General features: G+C 34.8%; 13 protein-coding genes. 8 read left to right on the forward strand and 5 right to left on the reverse strand.

Annotated features, from left to right (window positions below):
* Position 1: 1 nt before the first annotated feature.
* Complete coding sequence (locus tag MHHB_RS04210) at positions 2-889, forward strand: type II secretion system F family protein (protein ID WP_131007348.1); 888 nt, start codon at positions 2-4, stop codon at positions 887-889.
* Here MHHB_RS04210 and MHHB_RS04215 read toward each other — a convergent pair.
* Positions 842-1,444: a TIGR00295 family protein gene (locus MHHB_RS04215; RefSeq protein ID WP_131007433.1), complete on the reverse strand. Its 603-nt coding sequence runs from the start codon at positions 1,442-1,444 to the stop codon at positions 842-844. The two genes, MHHB_RS04210 and MHHB_RS04215, sit on opposite strands and share 48 nt — an antisense overlap.
* Before the next feature lie 441 nt (positions 1,445-1,885).
* Positions 1,886-2,938 carry a phosphoribosylformylglycinamidine cyclo-ligase gene (gene purM / locus MHHB_RS04220; protein WP_131007349.1) on the reverse strand — a complete coding sequence of 351 codons (1,053 nt, stop codon included), beginning with the start codon at positions 2,936-2,938 and terminating at the stop codon, positions 1,886-1,888.
* 314 nt (positions 2,939-3,252) lie between these two features.
* Between purM and mvp the strand changes: the two genes are divergently transcribed.
* The 4 genes from mvp to MHHB_RS04240 all read left to right on the forward strand — a co-directional run bounded on the left by mvp (position 3,253) and on the right by MHHB_RS04240 (position 6,929).
* A complete protein-coding gene (gene mvp, locus MHHB_RS04225) occupies positions 3,253-3,927 on the forward strand; it encodes a hyperpolarization-activated voltage-gated potassium channel (RefSeq protein WP_131007350.1) in 675 nt (224 codons plus the stop codon).
* An 8-nt stretch (positions 3,928-3,935) separates the two neighbouring features.
* Positions 3,936-5,477: a carbamoyltransferase C-terminal domain-containing protein gene (locus tag MHHB_RS04230; RefSeq protein WP_131007351.1), complete on the forward strand. Its 1,542-nt coding sequence runs from the start codon at positions 3,936-3,938 to the stop codon at positions 5,475-5,477.
* A 280-nt stretch (positions 5,478-5,757) separates the two neighbouring features.
* On the forward strand, positions 5,758-6,183 hold the full coding sequence (locus tag MHHB_RS04235; protein WP_131007352.1) for an archease: 426 nt from the start codon (positions 5,758-5,760) through the stop codon (positions 6,181-6,183).
* A gap of 11 nt (positions 6,184-6,194) precedes the next feature.
* Positions 6,195-6,929, forward strand: coding sequence for a 7-carboxy-7-deazaguanine synthase QueE (locus tag MHHB_RS04240; RefSeq protein WP_131007353.1), 735 nt, complete (start codon positions 6,195-6,197; stop codon positions 6,927-6,929).
* Between the two features lie 259 nt (positions 6,930-7,188).
* Here MHHB_RS04240 and MHHB_RS04245 read toward each other — a convergent pair whose 3' ends face one another.
* Together MHHB_RS04245 and MHHB_RS06465 are read right to left on the reverse strand one after the other, a co-directional pair.
* Complete coding sequence (locus MHHB_RS04245; RefSeq protein ID WP_131007354.1) at positions 7,189-7,629, reverse strand: CBS domain-containing protein; 441 nt, start codon at positions 7,627-7,629, stop codon at positions 7,189-7,191.
* 141 nt (positions 7,630-7,770) lie between these two features.
* The gene (locus tag MHHB_RS06465) at positions 7,771-8,055 is read right to left on the reverse strand and encodes a hypothetical protein (protein ID WP_153801565.1); all 285 of its coding nucleotides are present in this window, start codon (positions 8,053-8,055) and stop codon (positions 7,771-7,773) included.
* Between the two features lie 93 nt (positions 8,056-8,148).
* Between MHHB_RS06465 and cobQ the strand changes: the two genes are divergently transcribed.
* Positions 8,149-9,663, forward strand: a complete 1,515-nt coding sequence (cobQ, locus tag MHHB_RS04250; protein WP_131007355.1) for a cobyric acid synthase CobQ — start codon at positions 8,149-8,151, stop codon at positions 9,661-9,663.
* Positions 9,664-9,826: 163 nt separating this feature from the next.
* Here cobQ and purL read toward each other — a convergent pair whose 3' ends face one another.
* The gene (gene purL / locus MHHB_RS04255; protein ID WP_326830417.1) at positions 9,827-12,094 is read right to left on the reverse strand and encodes a phosphoribosylformylglycinamidine synthase subunit PurL; all 2,268 of its coding nucleotides are present in this window, start codon (positions 12,092-12,094) and stop codon (positions 9,827-9,829) included.
* Between the two features lie 449 nt (positions 12,095-12,543).
* Between purL and MHHB_RS04260 the strand changes: the two genes are divergently transcribed.
* Positions 12,544-15,036 carry a DEAD/DEAH box helicase gene (locus MHHB_RS04260; RefSeq protein ID WP_131007357.1) on the forward strand — a complete coding sequence of 831 codons (2,493 nt, stop codon included), beginning with the start codon at positions 12,544-12,546 and terminating at the stop codon, positions 15,034-15,036.
* Between the two features lie 257 nt (positions 15,037-15,293).
* A complete protein-coding gene (locus MHHB_RS04265) occupies positions 15,294-16,748 on the forward strand; it encodes an AAA family ATPase (protein WP_131007358.1) in 1,455 nt (484 codons plus the stop codon).
* The last annotated feature ends 25 nt before the right edge of the window (positions 16,749-16,773 follow it).

The following is a 16,773-nucleotide window of genomic DNA, read 5'->3' on the forward strand; positions in this document are numbered from 1 at the left end:
AATGGTAAGTCTTTACGACTTATACTTGTGTATAATAAGACGAAATATTATTTTGTTAAAGGAGTGTGGTATTAAGATAAGTGAAAAGAGATATCTATTAGCTATAGTACTCTCTACAATAATACCTCTTATATTAAAATACTTCTTGAATCTCACTTTAAAGAGTTTTATGATACTGCTTATTATGTACCTCCTTACTACATTTCTACTTCCCAGAATTATCTACGATATAAAAATAGAGAGGTTTGAACGTAACTTACCTAAGGCTCTCTACGTAATGGTATTGGCGTTAGAATCTGGACGCTCTGTAGTAGATGCTATCAACGAAGTCATTGAGAGTAATATCAGAGAAGTTGACATAGTCTTTTTAAAAATAGTTAAATTAATTGTTGATAAAAAATTAAGTTTTGAAGATGCTGTACTTTTAGTTTCAGCTAGCATGGATTCGAAGATATTTAGGTTAGTTGGGAGGTTGCTTATTGAAAATAGAAAATACGGGGGAGAGTTGGCAAAAACTTTAGCCACTCTTGCAAAAACCCTTGAGGATTTACAAAACCTAAGATCACAGTTGTTAAGTGTTACTGCTAACGGTCTTGCAGTAGGGTTAATAATACTCTGTGGAGTAGTCCCTGCAACTGCAGGTATCATTGGAAGTTATTTAAATATAACTGCAACCTTGGTACCTGGTAGAACTCCAGTAACACCGGAAGAGATTGCAAAGTGTATGGAGATCATCCAGATTGGTACAGGAATCTTTGGAATGTTATTTACTATCCCACTCTTCGGTTTAAAATTTAGTAGAATGGTAGTAGGTGGTACTATATGTATGACCTTTGGTATATTATCTTTCTACATCACATTCAATATGACAAAGTTTCTCTTCTCCTAATAGTAGATTAATTTCATCGTTTAACTTTACAATCCTCAGTATTACAGGATGATCTATATTATCACAGGATAATTTCCTCCTGAACTTCTCCACTACAACATTTATATCTACCCTCCTTGTACCAATTATTAGATTGTCACAGTGTGCTACAAGTTTCTCCTCCAGTGTCGTAGGGATGTAGTCCCTTGGAGGTAATCCTAACTTAACAGCTTCCTCTTTTGGTATTCCTCCTCCAATGTGCCTCTCCACTATTAGAGCTAATTTTTCACCTAAGTTATACTCCCTTATTATCCTCCCCCCTTCAATACCATGGTTTATACCATGGGTCTTACTTCTTCCTATATCGTGAAGAAGGGCACCAAATACTGCCAAATCTAGATCTACATTATGACCTTTTCTCTTTAATTTTAAACCAACCTCATAGGTGTAAAGAGACACAGCCAAACAGTGCATCACCACATTTTTATTACATAACTTCGAGAGTAGAGAGTAGTATCTCCTAAATTTCTCATTATTTACATAGGGAAATACCTTGAGTATCTCTGGAATATACATACCCTCTCCATTAAGGATTTTGTATATTTTGTTTAACACTCTTTCCATAGGGCCACCTTGTTATTAAATCTGTCTTTATACCTCTATCTCTCTGGATGTTTTATAAAACGGTAATAAAGGTTAGAAACTTTCTCGTGATATATAAAGAATATTAAAATCTTATACTTACATTAAAAATATAGTAAAAAAATAATAAAAATTAGCAAAAAAGAAACTTGTATTTAAAACCACTGGAAGATCCATGCACTCATAGATATATTTTTTTATATAATGAAAAAGAAGCAAAATCTATACTGTTTTCAGTACTCGATGTGGCCAAAGAATAAGGGCTTATTTTTACTTTTTAATTTAAGTATTAACAGTTTTAGGATCTCTTATTTTTTTAATTTCAATTATCCTTTTAATTATTTTTTAAATTTAAAAAATTCTGTTTAGGAATTATTACTCTATTACTATATATTTATTTTTATACTTTACAACTACTTTATTTTTTATTACTTCATCTCCTATCTCCACCTCCTTTAAAACCTTACCTATAACATAGGCAGGAATGTTGTGATGGTTGGCGATCTCTATAACCTTTTCACTATCTTTTTTATCCACTATTACACAGAAACCTATGCCCATGTTGAAGGTTCTAAACATCTCTTCATCTGGGACGTTTCCTACTCTCTGAATCTCATTGAATATGGGGTGAGGTTCAGGTAGGTTATCTATGAGGTAGACAACATCTTTTTTTAATCTTCTCAACTTCCTAAATCCTCCCCCTGTAATATGGGCGAGACCTTTAACCTTTACCTTTTTTATCATCTCCAACACTGGTTTTACATATATTCTCGTAGGTGTTAGTAACTCCTCTCCAACAGTTTTTCCATGAGGTAGTTCATGATGAATATCCATATTTCCAATTTCAAAGAACACCTTTCTAGCCAGGGACAGTCCATTACTGTGTATCCCACTACTTCTAAGACCTACTATAACATCCCCTTTCTTAATATCCCTTCCAGTTATAACCTTATCCCTCCTTACAACGGCTAAAACTGTCCCTGCAATATCTATTCCCTTTACAATATCTGGAAGTGTTGCAGTTTCCCCTCCAATTAGACTTATATTCGCCTCCTTCAATCCCTCATTTAACCCCTTACCTATCTGTCTCGCTATATTTTCATCTATATCTTCAACTGCTATATAATCAACAAGTGCAACAGGCTCCGCCCCTATGGAGATGGCATCGTTAACATTCATAGCTATCATATCTATGGCTACAGTGTCGTATCTATTTGCCATCTTAGCAACAACCATCTTACTTCCAACCCCATCTGTACAGAGTACAAGATAGTAGTCTCCAAATTCGATAGCACCAGCATAGTGTCCTATAAGTTCTTCACAGGGTTTAAAACTATCATTCCTTTTAAAGGTAATTTGGGATATCAGTGCCCTTATAACTCTATCCTCTTTATATATATCCACTCCAGCATCTCTGTAGGTTACCATACTCTCTACTCATTTTTTTGTTTTTTGTTTTTAATAATAATTATTATAAAAATTATAAATAGATTATAGATTATAGTCACTAAATTATAAAATAATATAGAATACTTTAATTCTTAAAATCGTTAAATACTTGAAAAAAGTAATAAACGCTATATAAAAATATAGAAAATTTTAACACTCTCTCTTATTAGGAAAAAAGATAGGTTTTAAGAAGGTATTTTTTAATTTTATCTAGTTTTATAACTAATTGTTAAATTTTTTCAAGAATTTTAGTAAAAAATCTGTAAAAAAATTAATAATATTTTTGTGATAAGATGAGACTATCCCTAAGTTCCCTCAAAGAGAGAATATACAGTCCTAAGGTATACAACACTCTTGAGATAATAGGAATATTATGTACCTTGGAGATACTTATCTCCTTTATCCTTTCAACCTACAACCCACCTTATGAGTATATCTTCCTAAAGTTAGATTTTGCATCCATATCAATTCTTTCCTTTCAATTTTTCTATAAGTTAATAGGTAGTAAGGATAAGTTAAACTTCCTAAGGAATATCTACAATATAATCGACGCTGTAGTTATTGGGGCTTTTATCTTATACTTCCTTCAGATATACGCTACAAATGCAATTGTCAGTTTGAGGATAATCAACGCAGTTAGAATCCTGATACTTCTAAGGATTATAAAGTTTAAACATCTTAGATTGAGTCGTGAGGTAATAAACTTTATCACCATCTTAACTTACAGTTTTATAATATCTAGCTTTATATGGCTGGTGGAGAACGAGGTAAATCCAAATATAAATAACTTTGCGGATGCCTTCTACTTTACAGTAATATCTCTAACTACAGTGGGGTATGGAGATATCACCCCTGTAACCCCCTGGGGAAAGGGAATAATTGTACTTTCCATCCTATATATAGTATCTGGACTTATAACTAAGATACAGTCTCTTTTCTATAGAGAGTTGGAGAAGGAAAAGAAGTAGGGAGTAGTATGATATTGGGCATCCACGATGGGCATAACAGCAGTGTCTCCCTAATCTCAGATAGATGCATAGAATACGCGATAAGTGAGGAAAGATTCACTAGAAAGAAAAATCAGAGAGGCTTTCCTTCAAATGCTGTAGGTTATATACTGGGAGAAATAGGAGATAGGGATATAGATCTTATCACAGTTGGAGGGATGTTCAGGAGAGGAGGCAGGTTGAGAGCTATAAAGGAATTCCAGAAGAGATTGGACATTCCCATACTCTACTTCCACCACCACCTATGTCACGCTGCACTCTACAAACTCTCAGACTTTAAGGAGTGTCTAGTTGTCACCATAGATGGTGGAGGAGACTCCCTCTCTGCAACAGTTTCCATAGGTAGTAAAAAAGGTTTGGAGATTATAGCTCAAAGTGATATAATAGATTCTCTTGGAGATTTCTACGCATCGATTACGGAGGTTTTAGGTTTTAAACCTATGGAGGATGAAGGTAAGGTGATGTGTCTCTCCAGTTATCCTGGGGAAGAGTTAGATATAGGTGTTATTATAGACTACGAGAGTAGGATAAAGTCATTTAAGAATTACCTTGGGGTTGTAGGTTATGAAGCTACAAAGGTATTGAGTAGAATACTTAAAAATTACAACATAGATCCTGCGAATATGGACTTTAGAACCAAGGTGAATGTGGCAAAGTATGCCCAGAGGGTACTTGAGGATGTTGTGTTGAAGATGATAAGAGATTTCTCGGAGGAAACAGGTATCGATAAAGTAGTCTTCAGTGGCGGTGTAGCTCAAAATGTTAAGTTGAACAGGAGGATAGGAGAGATGTACGATGTGTATATACCTCCCTTTATGGGAGATGAAGGGCTGTCGATAGGATCATCTCTACTTATAAAAAAAGATAGAGTAGATCTAGAGGATACATACCTAGGATACAATATTTCAGATGGAAGAGTAGAAGAGTTAATAGAGAAGAGATACTTCAAGGATTACAGAGTTACATATCTAGAGGAGAGGGAGATATCTGAAATCTTGGGAAATCTTATACTGAAGAATAAGATCCTCTGTATATGTAGGGAAAAGATGGAATTTGGCCCAAGGGCATTAGGTAATAGGAGTATTGTAGCACTACCAACTCGGGAAAACAGAGAAAAACTTAGTAGATTACTGAAGAGAGATAGTTTTATGCCATTTGCACCTACTATACTCTACGAACATGTGAAGGATTACCTAATAGATCCTAAATACAGCCCCTTTATGACTATGGTTTTTGAGGTTAGGGAGAAAGTTAGGGAGAGAATAGAAGGTGTAGTACATGTGGATAACACAACGAGGCCCCAAACTTTAAAGAGGGGTTTCAACAAAGTATATTACGATACTATAAAATATATCTATGAGTGCATAGATCTTCCAGTGGTTTTAAATACAAGTTTCAACATCCATGGAGAACCTATAGTATGCACTGAATTAGACGGAATAAGGACTTTTAGGATTGTAGGTGATGCACTGTTGTTGGGAAACTGGCTAATTGAGAAAAAGAGTAATTAGTTAAATCCTAACTTCCTTATTACTCGGATGGTTCAGGAATATAGACTGGATTTTATTTTTATATGATGTTCTTTATTTTTAATTTTAATTATTTTTATAATAAATTATTTTTTTACTCTTCGATAGTTGTTTAGTATAGATAGATTTATTCGTAATCGTTTATAGTTATAATTTTTTAATTACTACTTTAAGGAAACTAAAGTTTAATAATTCTTCCTTACCGTGATTATATATATTAGGAACAACTTAAAAACGCCATTACTATACTACTGGTGATCCCATGTATAAATACTTTGGAACTATGGCAGATATGGGGGTTATTGCTGAAGGAGAAACTCTTGAAGAGGCGTTTAGAGAGGCTGCAAGAGCACTTACCGACCTGATGGTGGATATAAACACTGTTGAGAGAAAAGTTAGAAAAAAGATCACTGTTAAATCGGAGGATCTCTACAGTCTTCTCTACGACTTCCTAACAGAGATCTTAATAATAAGGGACAGTGAAGGTATTGTATTTTCAGATTTCGATATAAAGATAGAGAGAGATAAAGAAAATGATGGATACAGTTTGGAATGTATTGCCTATGGGGAAGAGTTGAATAGGAAAAAACATACTCCTAAGGAAGAGGTGAAAGCAATTACATACCACAAAATGGAGATAGAAGAAAAGGATGGAAGATATACTATAAAATATATAGTAGATATCTAACAGGTGATCCTTTGATAAGTGAGGTATTCTCCTCCATAATGGGTGAAGGTAAATACATAGGAAGGAGATACATATTTATAAGATTTAGAGGCTGCCCACTTCAATGTATCTACTGTGATGAGAATATAAAGAATAATATGCCTTCCAGGGTTGAAAAGAGCCCAGGAAGTGGTGTATTTCAGGAATATCCACATATAGAAAGGGACCTCATAGAGATAGTAAATCACTTAAAAACTCCAGATCTCTTCGCAGTATCCTTTACAGGTGGAGAGCCACTACTACACCACAAAATATTAAAGGAATACTCGGAGGAACTTCGGAATTTGGGGTATAAGATTCATCTAGAGAGTAACGGAATATATCCAGAGAGGTTGTTCTTCTTCGACTATGCATCTATCGATATAAAACTACCTGAACACTTCAGAAGTTTGGATGAAGAAGAATATAGGAAGATTTACAAGTTAGAATTGAGGTCTATCAAAAAACTCTACAGTATGGGATCAGACGTATACGCCAAGGTAGTTGTTATGGAAGATTGTGATCCAGAGGTTGTTGAAAGTGTTGCAAAAGATATCTCAGATATAGGTGATATTACCTTATGCATCCAACCTGTAACTCCGATAAATGACAATATTAAACCTATTCCCCAGAGAAAACTGTTGGAAGTTATGAAACTCTGTGGAAGGTATCTCAAAGATAACGTAATGTGCACCCCGCAGATACACAAGTATTTAGGGATGTTATAATATAGTAAATTTAGTATTATACAATTTAGTATTAACTTTATTGAATCCTCTCTCCTTCAATGTTCGATAGGGAGTTTTTATTTTTTAAACACTTTTTAGTTATATTATAATTTATATTACGGAGAAATCTCTCCCATCAATTATTATCTCTATTTTTTACTATCACTCCAATGGAGACTAGGATATATTAAGTAAAAAATATATTAAAAGGAGTTAAAAGGAGTATAAATACTTAAATAACTTACTTGTTAGAGATTATTTAATGGGCTGTGTTTTTTATACATCTCGATATAAACCTTATTATGTCTCCATCGGATACTATTCCAACTAATTCACGGTTTTCATCTACCACAGGTAGTTGATTGATAATCTCTTCCTTACCTCCATACTCATCCATCTTTTTTATAGCGTTGATCACTGGCTCATCTGGTTTTATGGTAACTACTTCCTTAGTCATAACATCTCCAACTGTAGTATCCAAGGTGTATCTATCCTCTATAAGGTTATGTCCAATATCTGTAGTGGTAACTATTCCAACTATCTTTCCATCCCTATCGACTACTGGTAAACAACTTATTCTGTACTTCAGAAGTTTTTCAAAGGCCTTTACTATCCCTTCCTCTGGATAGACGTATATAACATCTGTTGCCATAATCTCCTTTACAGGAGTAGAAGTTAGATATCTTTCCAGATCTCCCATAGTAATCCCTGTTAAATATATAAATGTAGTAATACCATCTTATATCACCTAACTGTTGTTTAAATATGACTGTTTAAACCCAAATAAAAAAATATTTATAAAACATTTAAAATAGTAAAATAGTTAAAAAAAAGAGTGATGTTACTCAACTGCCCTATTTTCACTTTTTTCTTTCTTTTCTTTTTCTACTTCTTCTATGTTAATTTCAATACCTTCTCCTGCTTTTTCTTCTGCTTTTTCTTCTTTTTCTACATCTTCTAACTTATTAGCAATTTCTATATTTCTAAAACTTATACCAAACTCGCCCCGTAACTCCATACTACCTATCTTGAATGTTGATATCTTCAAGATTTTATTTAAGGTAAACCTTACAATTAACTCCCTATCACATAGAGTATCTATAAGTTTTGATATTTCATTTTCCATCACTATCACCTGATATTTTTTATTCAATTTCAATATTTATTAATTTATTAACATTTATATACTTTTTTATAACTGTTAAACCCTGGTGAAAGGATGGCGAAGTTCCTAATGGTAGTTGGCACTTCCTCAAATTGCGGAAAAACTGTAATGGTTGCAGGACTGTGTAGAATACTTGCAAATAGGGGCTACAAGGTAGCACCTTTTAAATCCCAGAATATGAGTTTAAACTCGAGAGTTTCCAAGGAAGAAGGGGAGATAGCAGTTGCTCAGTACATTCAAAGTTTAGCGGCTAAGACTGAGCCGTCTATCCACTTCAATCCAGTACTTTTGAAGCCTAAGGGAAACTTCGTATCCCAAGTTATCGTCCATGGAAAGCCTTATAGAGATATGGATTACAACGAGTACAGAAGAAATAAAGATCTCTTCTTAGGGAAGATAAGAGAGAGTTTAGAGTACTTAGATAGAAATTACGACTACGTAGTTATGGAGGGGGCAGGAAGTTGCTGTGAGATCAACCTCTTGGAGGATGATATTGCAAACCTTAGGGTTTTAGAGATGGTGGGAGGAGATGCTATCTTAGTGGCAGATATTGATAGAGGAGGAGTCTTTGCATCCCTATACGGTACAGTGTCCCTTCTACCTGAGAAATGGAGGGAACTTATAAAAGGATTTGTGATAAATAAGTTCAGGGGGAATCCCGAAGTGTTGAAAAAAGGATTAGAGAAAATAGAGGAACTTACAGGGATCCCAGTTTTAGGCGTAATTCCCTACAGAGAGGATTTTGTATTTCCCGAAGAAGACAGCCAAGTTATTCAGAATATGAAAGTACTTGGTAATCCAAAAAGTCCTGTGGAGATAAATGTAATAAGATTTTCGAAGATTGCAAACTTCACAGATATAAACCCTCTTTCTAACGATACCTTTATAAGACTTATAGACTTCCAGGACGACATTACAGGAGATATACTTATATTACCAGGTACTAGATGTTCTACCCTCGAGATGAAATTGATAAAGAAACATGGAATGGATAGGAAAATAAGGGAGTTTGTAGAGAGAGGAGGTATTGTAATCGGTATATGTGGAGGGTATCAAATCCTTGGAAAGATATTGATAGATAGTAACTTCAGTGAAGGAGATGTAGGTACCATAGAAGGTATTGGACTCTTCAACATAGAAACTATCTTTGGAAACGAGAAGGTGATAAAGAACTCCTATGGTATTTTAGAGATAGATGGGGAAAGTTTTGAAGTATCTGGCTATGAACTCCACGAAGGTATTACTGTATCTCAGGAGAAGCCTTTAATTAAAGTGGTAAAAGGTTTTGGAAATGATGGGAAGGGATTCGACGGTGCTATAAAGATAGTAAAGGTTGGAAAAGGTAGGAACAAATCCTATATTATAGGCACCTACTTTCATGGTATATTTGAGAATTATAAATTTAGAAACTTTATTGTAAATCTTGTAAGAAAGAGAAAGGGCTTTGAGCCCATAACTGGGGATAACTATAAAGATACCCTTGAGAATAATTTTGAAAAGATTGCAAAGGTTATTGAGGAAAATGTAGATTTAAGCAGGGTTTTGTCTATTGACAAAATTAACAAATAAATAATATACCTAGTAATATTATAAAAATAATAGTAAACAACAATAAAAATTAGAGGTGTAAGTCTATAAGATATAATATAATAATAAAAAGTGTTAATTTATTTTTTCACTGTATTTGTTCTTTATTAGGAATATTAACAGTTTTTTATTATAATTATTATGATCATTCGACATCTCCCATTATCTTAGGAAAACTCTTTTCATAAACATCTTTCATCTCTTTTATACCTAAGTTGATGATCTCCTTATCTCTACTGTATACACTCAAAGAGCCCCCTCCAACTTTTCCAATAATATATCCATTTTTACCTAAGGCGTTAAGAACTTCCTCCACATTCTCCCCCTTTACAACAAGTAATATCCTCCCTGAAGTCTCTGAGAATAGAAGTATATCATCCCTTAGGTTGTTTTTATTGTAATTCCCCAGATATATCTCTGCACCTATCTTGTTCATAATACAGAGTCTTGCTACACCTACACCTAAACCTCCCCTCGAACAGTCAGTTGCATAACTTATCAGCCCCTTACCTATGAGATCAATCACTGTGTCGTATATCTTTTTCTCCCTCTCCAAGTTGCACCTTGGTACGATACCTTTTTCGATCTCATGAATGTATCTGAAATATTCACTTCCCCCCATTTCATCCTTCGTCTCGTTTGTTACTATAATAACATCTCCCTCTTCCACGTTACTGTATATAGAAGGCACCATCTCCACGTTATCTACGATACCTACCAGGCATATAGTAGGCGTTGGATTTATAGGATACTCCTTACCATCTATTACAGTTTCGTTGTAGAGACTTACATTGCCTCCTACAATAGGGATGTTGAAAAACTCTGCACAGTTGGCTAATCCCTCTACACACTTCTTCAACTGATACATTCTTTCAGGTTTCTCTGGATTTCCAAAGTTTAAGTTGTCCAACATTGCTATAGGTTTTGCCCCTACAGTTGCAAGGTTTCTAACACCTTCGCATACTGTATATACGCTACCTACATAGGGGTTTAACTTACAGAAGTTAGGATTACAGTCTGTTGTAAGTGCCAATGCCTTTGGAGGACATTCCATAAACCTAAGTACTGCAGCATCCATTCCAGGTTTTACAACAGTTCTCAGTTGTACTTCGTAATCATATCTCTCGTATATCCACATCTTCGAAGCGATATTTGGACTCCCAAGTAGTTTCAACAGTACCTCTCCAAGATCTTCAGGCATTTCAACCCTATTACTATCTATATATTCCTCAAATATACAGAGTTTCTCCCTTCTCTCTATAGGTGGTGCTCCACAGAGTAGATCTAGAGGTAGATCTACGATCTTCTTACCATGTATCTTAACTATAATTCTCTTAGTATCTGTAGTCCAACCTATAACAGAGGCTGGAAGTTCGTACTTCTTAAATATCTCTATTACTTCTTCTTCCCCTCCCCTCTCAACTGCCAACAACATTCTTTCCTGAGATTCTGATACTAGTATCTCGTAAGGTGTCATTCCCTCCTCTCTTAAGATAACCTTCTCTAAGTGTATCTCTGCACCAACACCTCCACCGTAACACATCTCTGAACATGCAGAGGTAAGTCCTGCAGCCCCTAGATCCTTTATAGCTTTTACCTTTCCAGTTTTACATGCTTCCAATACACTATCTATTAAACACTTACCTACAAAGGGATCTCCGATCTGGACACTTGGCCTATCTTCCTCACTCTCACTTGTGAGGTCCTTAGAAGCGAAAGAGGCCCCACCTATTCCATCCCTTCCGGTACTCCCCACAAGTATAAGGGACAGGTTAGGATCCCTGGCCTTTCCCGTTATAACTTCCCCTTCTCTTACAATCCCTATACAGACAACATTCACAAGGTTGTTGTAGTTGTAGGATCTGTGAAACTCACACTCTCCCCCTACAGTTGGTACGCCGATCCTATTTCCATAATCACTGATACCACTAACCACCCCTTCCACAAGCCATCTGACTTTATTTCCCATCTCTCCCTCGATATCCCCAAACCTAAGAGAGTCCAGAAGTGCAATAGGTTTTGCATTCATAGAAATAACATCTCTTACTATTCCCCCAACACCTGTGGCGGCACCGTTGTAGGGATCTATATAAGAAGGATGATTATGACTTTCCATTGCCAGTGCTATACATAGGCCAGTTTCTCTATCAATCCTTATTACAGCAGCGTCGTCTCCAGGCCCTATGACTATGTTCTGGTCATCCTTTATGGTTTTACCGAATAACTTAAGGATGTTTCTTGTACTTCTATAGGAACAGTGCTCACTCCAGAGGTTTTCGAACATCCCAATTTCAATATCGTTAGGTTTTCTACCTAATTTTTTCTCTATATACTTTAGATCTTCGATATCCATATTCCCATCCTTGTAGTTTTTAACTAGTGTATATTGTTTATTATTTAAATACTTAAAAATTAGTTAGACACATAAACTTTTTAAAAATTATAATAAAATAGAATAATAGAAAAAAAGATTAACAGAATTCTATTCTGCTTTTTAGTACTGATGTAACCCAGAGAATAAGGGCTTAATTTTTACTTTTTAATTTAGGGTATTAACAGTTTTTTTAGGATCTTTCATTTTTTATTTTTATTTTTTTATTTTTATATTACATACTACATATAAATAGTTGTTACTAATTTAGTTTTGTTTATTGTGCTGTTTTAATACAACAATTAAAATATTTTCTTGTTATCTATACCTTTTCAATATATCCAGGAGCGAGTGAATTTCTCTCTATATAATCCTGAATTTAATAGGTTATGTATTACATATGGTGTAAAGATTTACCTACATTTTTATTATAATATAGAATTTTTTATGATAACAATTGGAGTTACCAATACTATCTTCAGGTGAAAGCCTTGATAATAATGAGAAAGTTGAAAAAGAAGAAACAGAAGGAAGAAGTGGAAATCTTTGATATTAAAAATAATGTTAAATATCACTGTCTTCTTAGGGAAGTAGGTAAGAGGATAGATCTATACAGATGTAGGGAAGAAAGGGATGGAAATATAAAACCTATACAACCTTCCAAGGTAGTAGATATTCTGAGGAACTGTGATAAGGTACTTCTAAGTAAGGAGGAATCGCTGAAGTTAGAGGAGTTTCTGAAAAGTAAAAATATAAAGTATGAACTTGTGGAGTTATGTCCCTACTGCTTGATCAAAGGAAGATATACCATATTAAATGAAGATAGATTTCTGTATAACAATAGATATATATGTCTAACCTGTGCTGTTGAGGAGGTTAAAGAGGAGGTAAATATTGGGGAAAAATTCATAGAGAAGTTACTTAAGAGATTAAAGGATGTAGGGAAGGTTTTAGATCTACTAACATCTAAGAATCCTGTAGGTAATCCTGAATTAACGAGATACGATGTTTTAACGGGGGACGAAGAAGACAGTATTAGGAACTACAAAGTTGACGAGTTGGATATTCCAGAGGAGTTAAAGAAAATACTAAAAAAGAGAAGAATAAAGGAACTACTACCTGTGCAAACCCTTACAGTTAAGGGAGGGTTATTAAGAGGTAGGGATCTCATAGTAACTTCGGCCACGTCTTCTGGAAAGACACTTATAGGAGAGTTGGCAGGTATAAAGAATATTCTTGAAGGTAAGGGGAAGTTTTTATATCTGGTACCCTTAGTAGCCCTGGCAAATCAGAAATATTTAGAATTTAGGGAGCGTTACAAGGAGATAGGACTGAGTGTAAGTTTAAGGGTAGGTACTGGAAGGCTGTATGAGGGGAGAGGGGAGGATGTTAATACTGATTTGGACAGTGATATCATAGTTGGAACCTACGAAGGTATAGATTACCTTATAAGATCCGGTAGGTTGAGAGGTATTGGAACTGTTGTAATAGACGAAATTCACTCTTTGAATATGGAAGAGAGAGGGGCCCGTTTAGATGGACTTATAGGTAGGTTGAGATTTCTTAAGAGGATGGGAGAGAATATGCAGATGATATACCTCTCCGCTACTGTAGGAAATCCAAGGGAACTCTCTAAACACCTAAGTGCCCATCTTATAATGTACAGTGGCCGTCCAGTGCCCTTGGAAAGGCATATTGTATTTGCTAAAAACGAGTATCAGAAACTTAACACAATTAGGGAGATAGTAAAGAGGGAGTTCAATGTAAGATCTAAGTACGGTTATAGGGGACAGAGTTTAATATTCACATATTCGAGAAAAAGAGCAGAATACATTTCAAGGTTTCTAAACTCTAAAGGTATAAAATCTGAATACTACCATGGAGGTATGGAATACAGGAGGAGGAGAATTGTAGAGGAAAAGTTCATAAATCAGGAGATTATGTGTGTAGTTACAACTGCAGCCCTTGCGGCAGGAGTAGATTTTCCAGCTTCAACTGTCATCTTGGAGAGTTTAGCCATGGGAGGTGATTGGCTCACCCCTTCGGAGTTCCAGCAGATATGTGGGAGGGCAGGTAGGAAGGGGATGCACGATACAGGAAAAGTGTATATGTTGATAGAGATAGGTAAGAGGTATCATGCCAAGATGGAGAGAAGTGAAGATGAGGTAGCATTCCAACTGTTAAGTTCTGAACCTGAGGATGTAGGTGTAATTTACGAGGAGAAAGAGGAGATGGAGCAGATACTGGCAAGTTTATGTACCATCGAGAGATATGGAAGGTATTACGATAGTATTAAAAGGTATAGAAAGAGAGAACTACTATCTAAGGTACCTTTGATGGGGAGTAACTACAGTTTAGACTATATACTTGGCAAACTTATGAAGTACGGGATGGTAGAGGAGAAGGAAGATATAGTTGTTACTAAGTACGGCTACTTTACAGGAATATCTTTTCTATACCCCGAGGATGCTGAAGTTATAAGGAAGAATTTAGATCTTCCAATTTTAGACCTAATACCCTTAGTTAATCCATTTGAGGGAATATATATCCCAATGGGCCTTAAAAATAGGATAAGTAAGGTTATCAACGTTAATATACCTACGAAATTTATAGATGCCTTCGAGATAATAAAGGAGAATATGGATAAGATAACAGATAGAAATTTGCGAGATAGAATACTACCCTGGATAATGGAGTTCGAAGGGATGATAGAGGAGGATATTGTCAAATACTTCTCTAGGTATATAATTAATCTGAGGATAAGTGGAAAAACACCACTACAAATATCTAAGTGTATATACAATACTTTGAACCTTCAGACTTATCCGGGAGATATATACAACTACTTAGAGAATACTGTAAAGGTGCTTGACACCATAGAGAGAATAGGGTCCATATACAATAGAAAAGTCTCTAAGGATGCTGAATACTATAGGAAGAAAATTTCTAATCCTTATGAAGGTTATCGAGAAGTTTCTAAATGACAATAATTATAATAATTATAAATAAAAATGGCAACTAATATTATTAAGGAATTATTGGGAATCTCGTTCTATTTCTCGTATCCATCGTAGTATTTTTTTATTTCTTTTTATTATCTTATTTTATTTTTTTATTATAATAATATTTATTTAACCATTATTTTATTTTTAATTATTGACTATCTTAAGAGAACAGCAATAAACTTTAAATAAAACACTTCTCTTATCCCTTTAAAAAATTAAAAAATATGGAGTTAACTATGGAAATCGGAATACTGGATATAAAAGGATCCCTTCCATGTTTTGAAAACTTTGGAGATCTACCTACTTTAATAGTTAATGAAGATAATATTCATGCTATTAAAGATTTAGATATGTTGATAATACCGGGGGGTAGTCTTATAGAGAGTTTCTCCCTAAACGAAGAATTAAAAAAACATCTCTTAGAATTCGATGGGATACTATTTGGTGTATGTAGTGGATTTCAGATACTCTCTAAGAGGGTTGATATAGGGAGGAAAAGCCAATATCCTATATTCAGGGAAGGGTTAGGCCTGTTAGATGTGGAGTTCTCTCCTTTAATATGTACAGATAGAGTGGAGTTTAAATTGATGGATAACTGTATCTTTGGAAAAGTTGGAGATAGAGGAGATGGGTTCCACTGTCATACATACGGAGATATAAAGATAGGTAAGGGGGTGAAAATACTTACAGTATCTAAGGTTAAAAAGTTGAATTATAAATACCTTGAAGAGAAACGTTATATGGTTTCGGGGGTTTATCGTAAGAATATATACGGTACTATGGTCCATGGATTTTTAGACAATAAAAATATAAAGAAGAGTTTATTGGAGAGTTTAGGGGTAGATGAAAAGGAGTATCAAAATATACTGAATAAAAATAAGAATCTAAAAGAGAAGTTGAAAAGAAAATCTGTAATATACTCCAATAGAAAAAGACACAAAGAAGAAAAAAAGGATGACAAAAAAAGAGGAATAATTCTCCTATCTACAGGTTCCCAATCTGGAAAAACTTTTTTATTAACTAGTATAGTTTCCAAGTTAGATGGGAAAACGTTCGTTGCAAAGATAGGTCCCGACGTTAGAGATATCGTCCCATCCCTCTATATCTTAAGGGAGCCTATGTTGAAGTATAGTAGTATAAAAATTGGAGACAGGGGATGGTGTGATGTTGAAGAGTTTTTAAGGTTTGTTGAGAAATCTGATTATGAGTACTATATAGTGGAAGGGGTTATGGGTGCCTTCACAGGTGCTCTAAGGAAAAAGAACTACAGTAGTGCTGAAGTGTCAAAACTTTTAGGTTTTCCAGTGTATGTTATATCTTCCTGTAGTAAAGGAGGTATTGAAGGGGCCTTTGTAGAAGGTTTAAGTTATTACTCCCTTTTAAGGAGCATGGGGGTAGACGTAAGGGGTATAATATTAAACAGAGTTTATAACTTCCAGATCTTTGAGAAGGTTAGGGAAATAGGGGAGAAGATTGGTATAAAGGTAATAGGTGTTAAAAAGGGAGAAGGTGGGGATGATAGAGGATTTATACCTGAGATAGAGATAGACTACGAGAGTTTCTGTAGAAGTGCCATGGGGTTAGACTTTGAGTTGGAGATTCCTCCAATAGATACACATAAGATAAAAGAAGAAGGCGAAAATTTTGAATACCATCTTAGAAAGTGGGCTCATAAGTTTTTAGATTTTTAGATGAACTTTTTTATCATTTTTTATT

This window comes from Methanofervidicoccus abyssi, from assembly GCF_004310395.1.
GTDB lineage: Archaea > AGJL01 > Methanococci > Methanococcales > Methanococcaceae > Methanofervidicoccus > Methanofervidicoccus abyssi.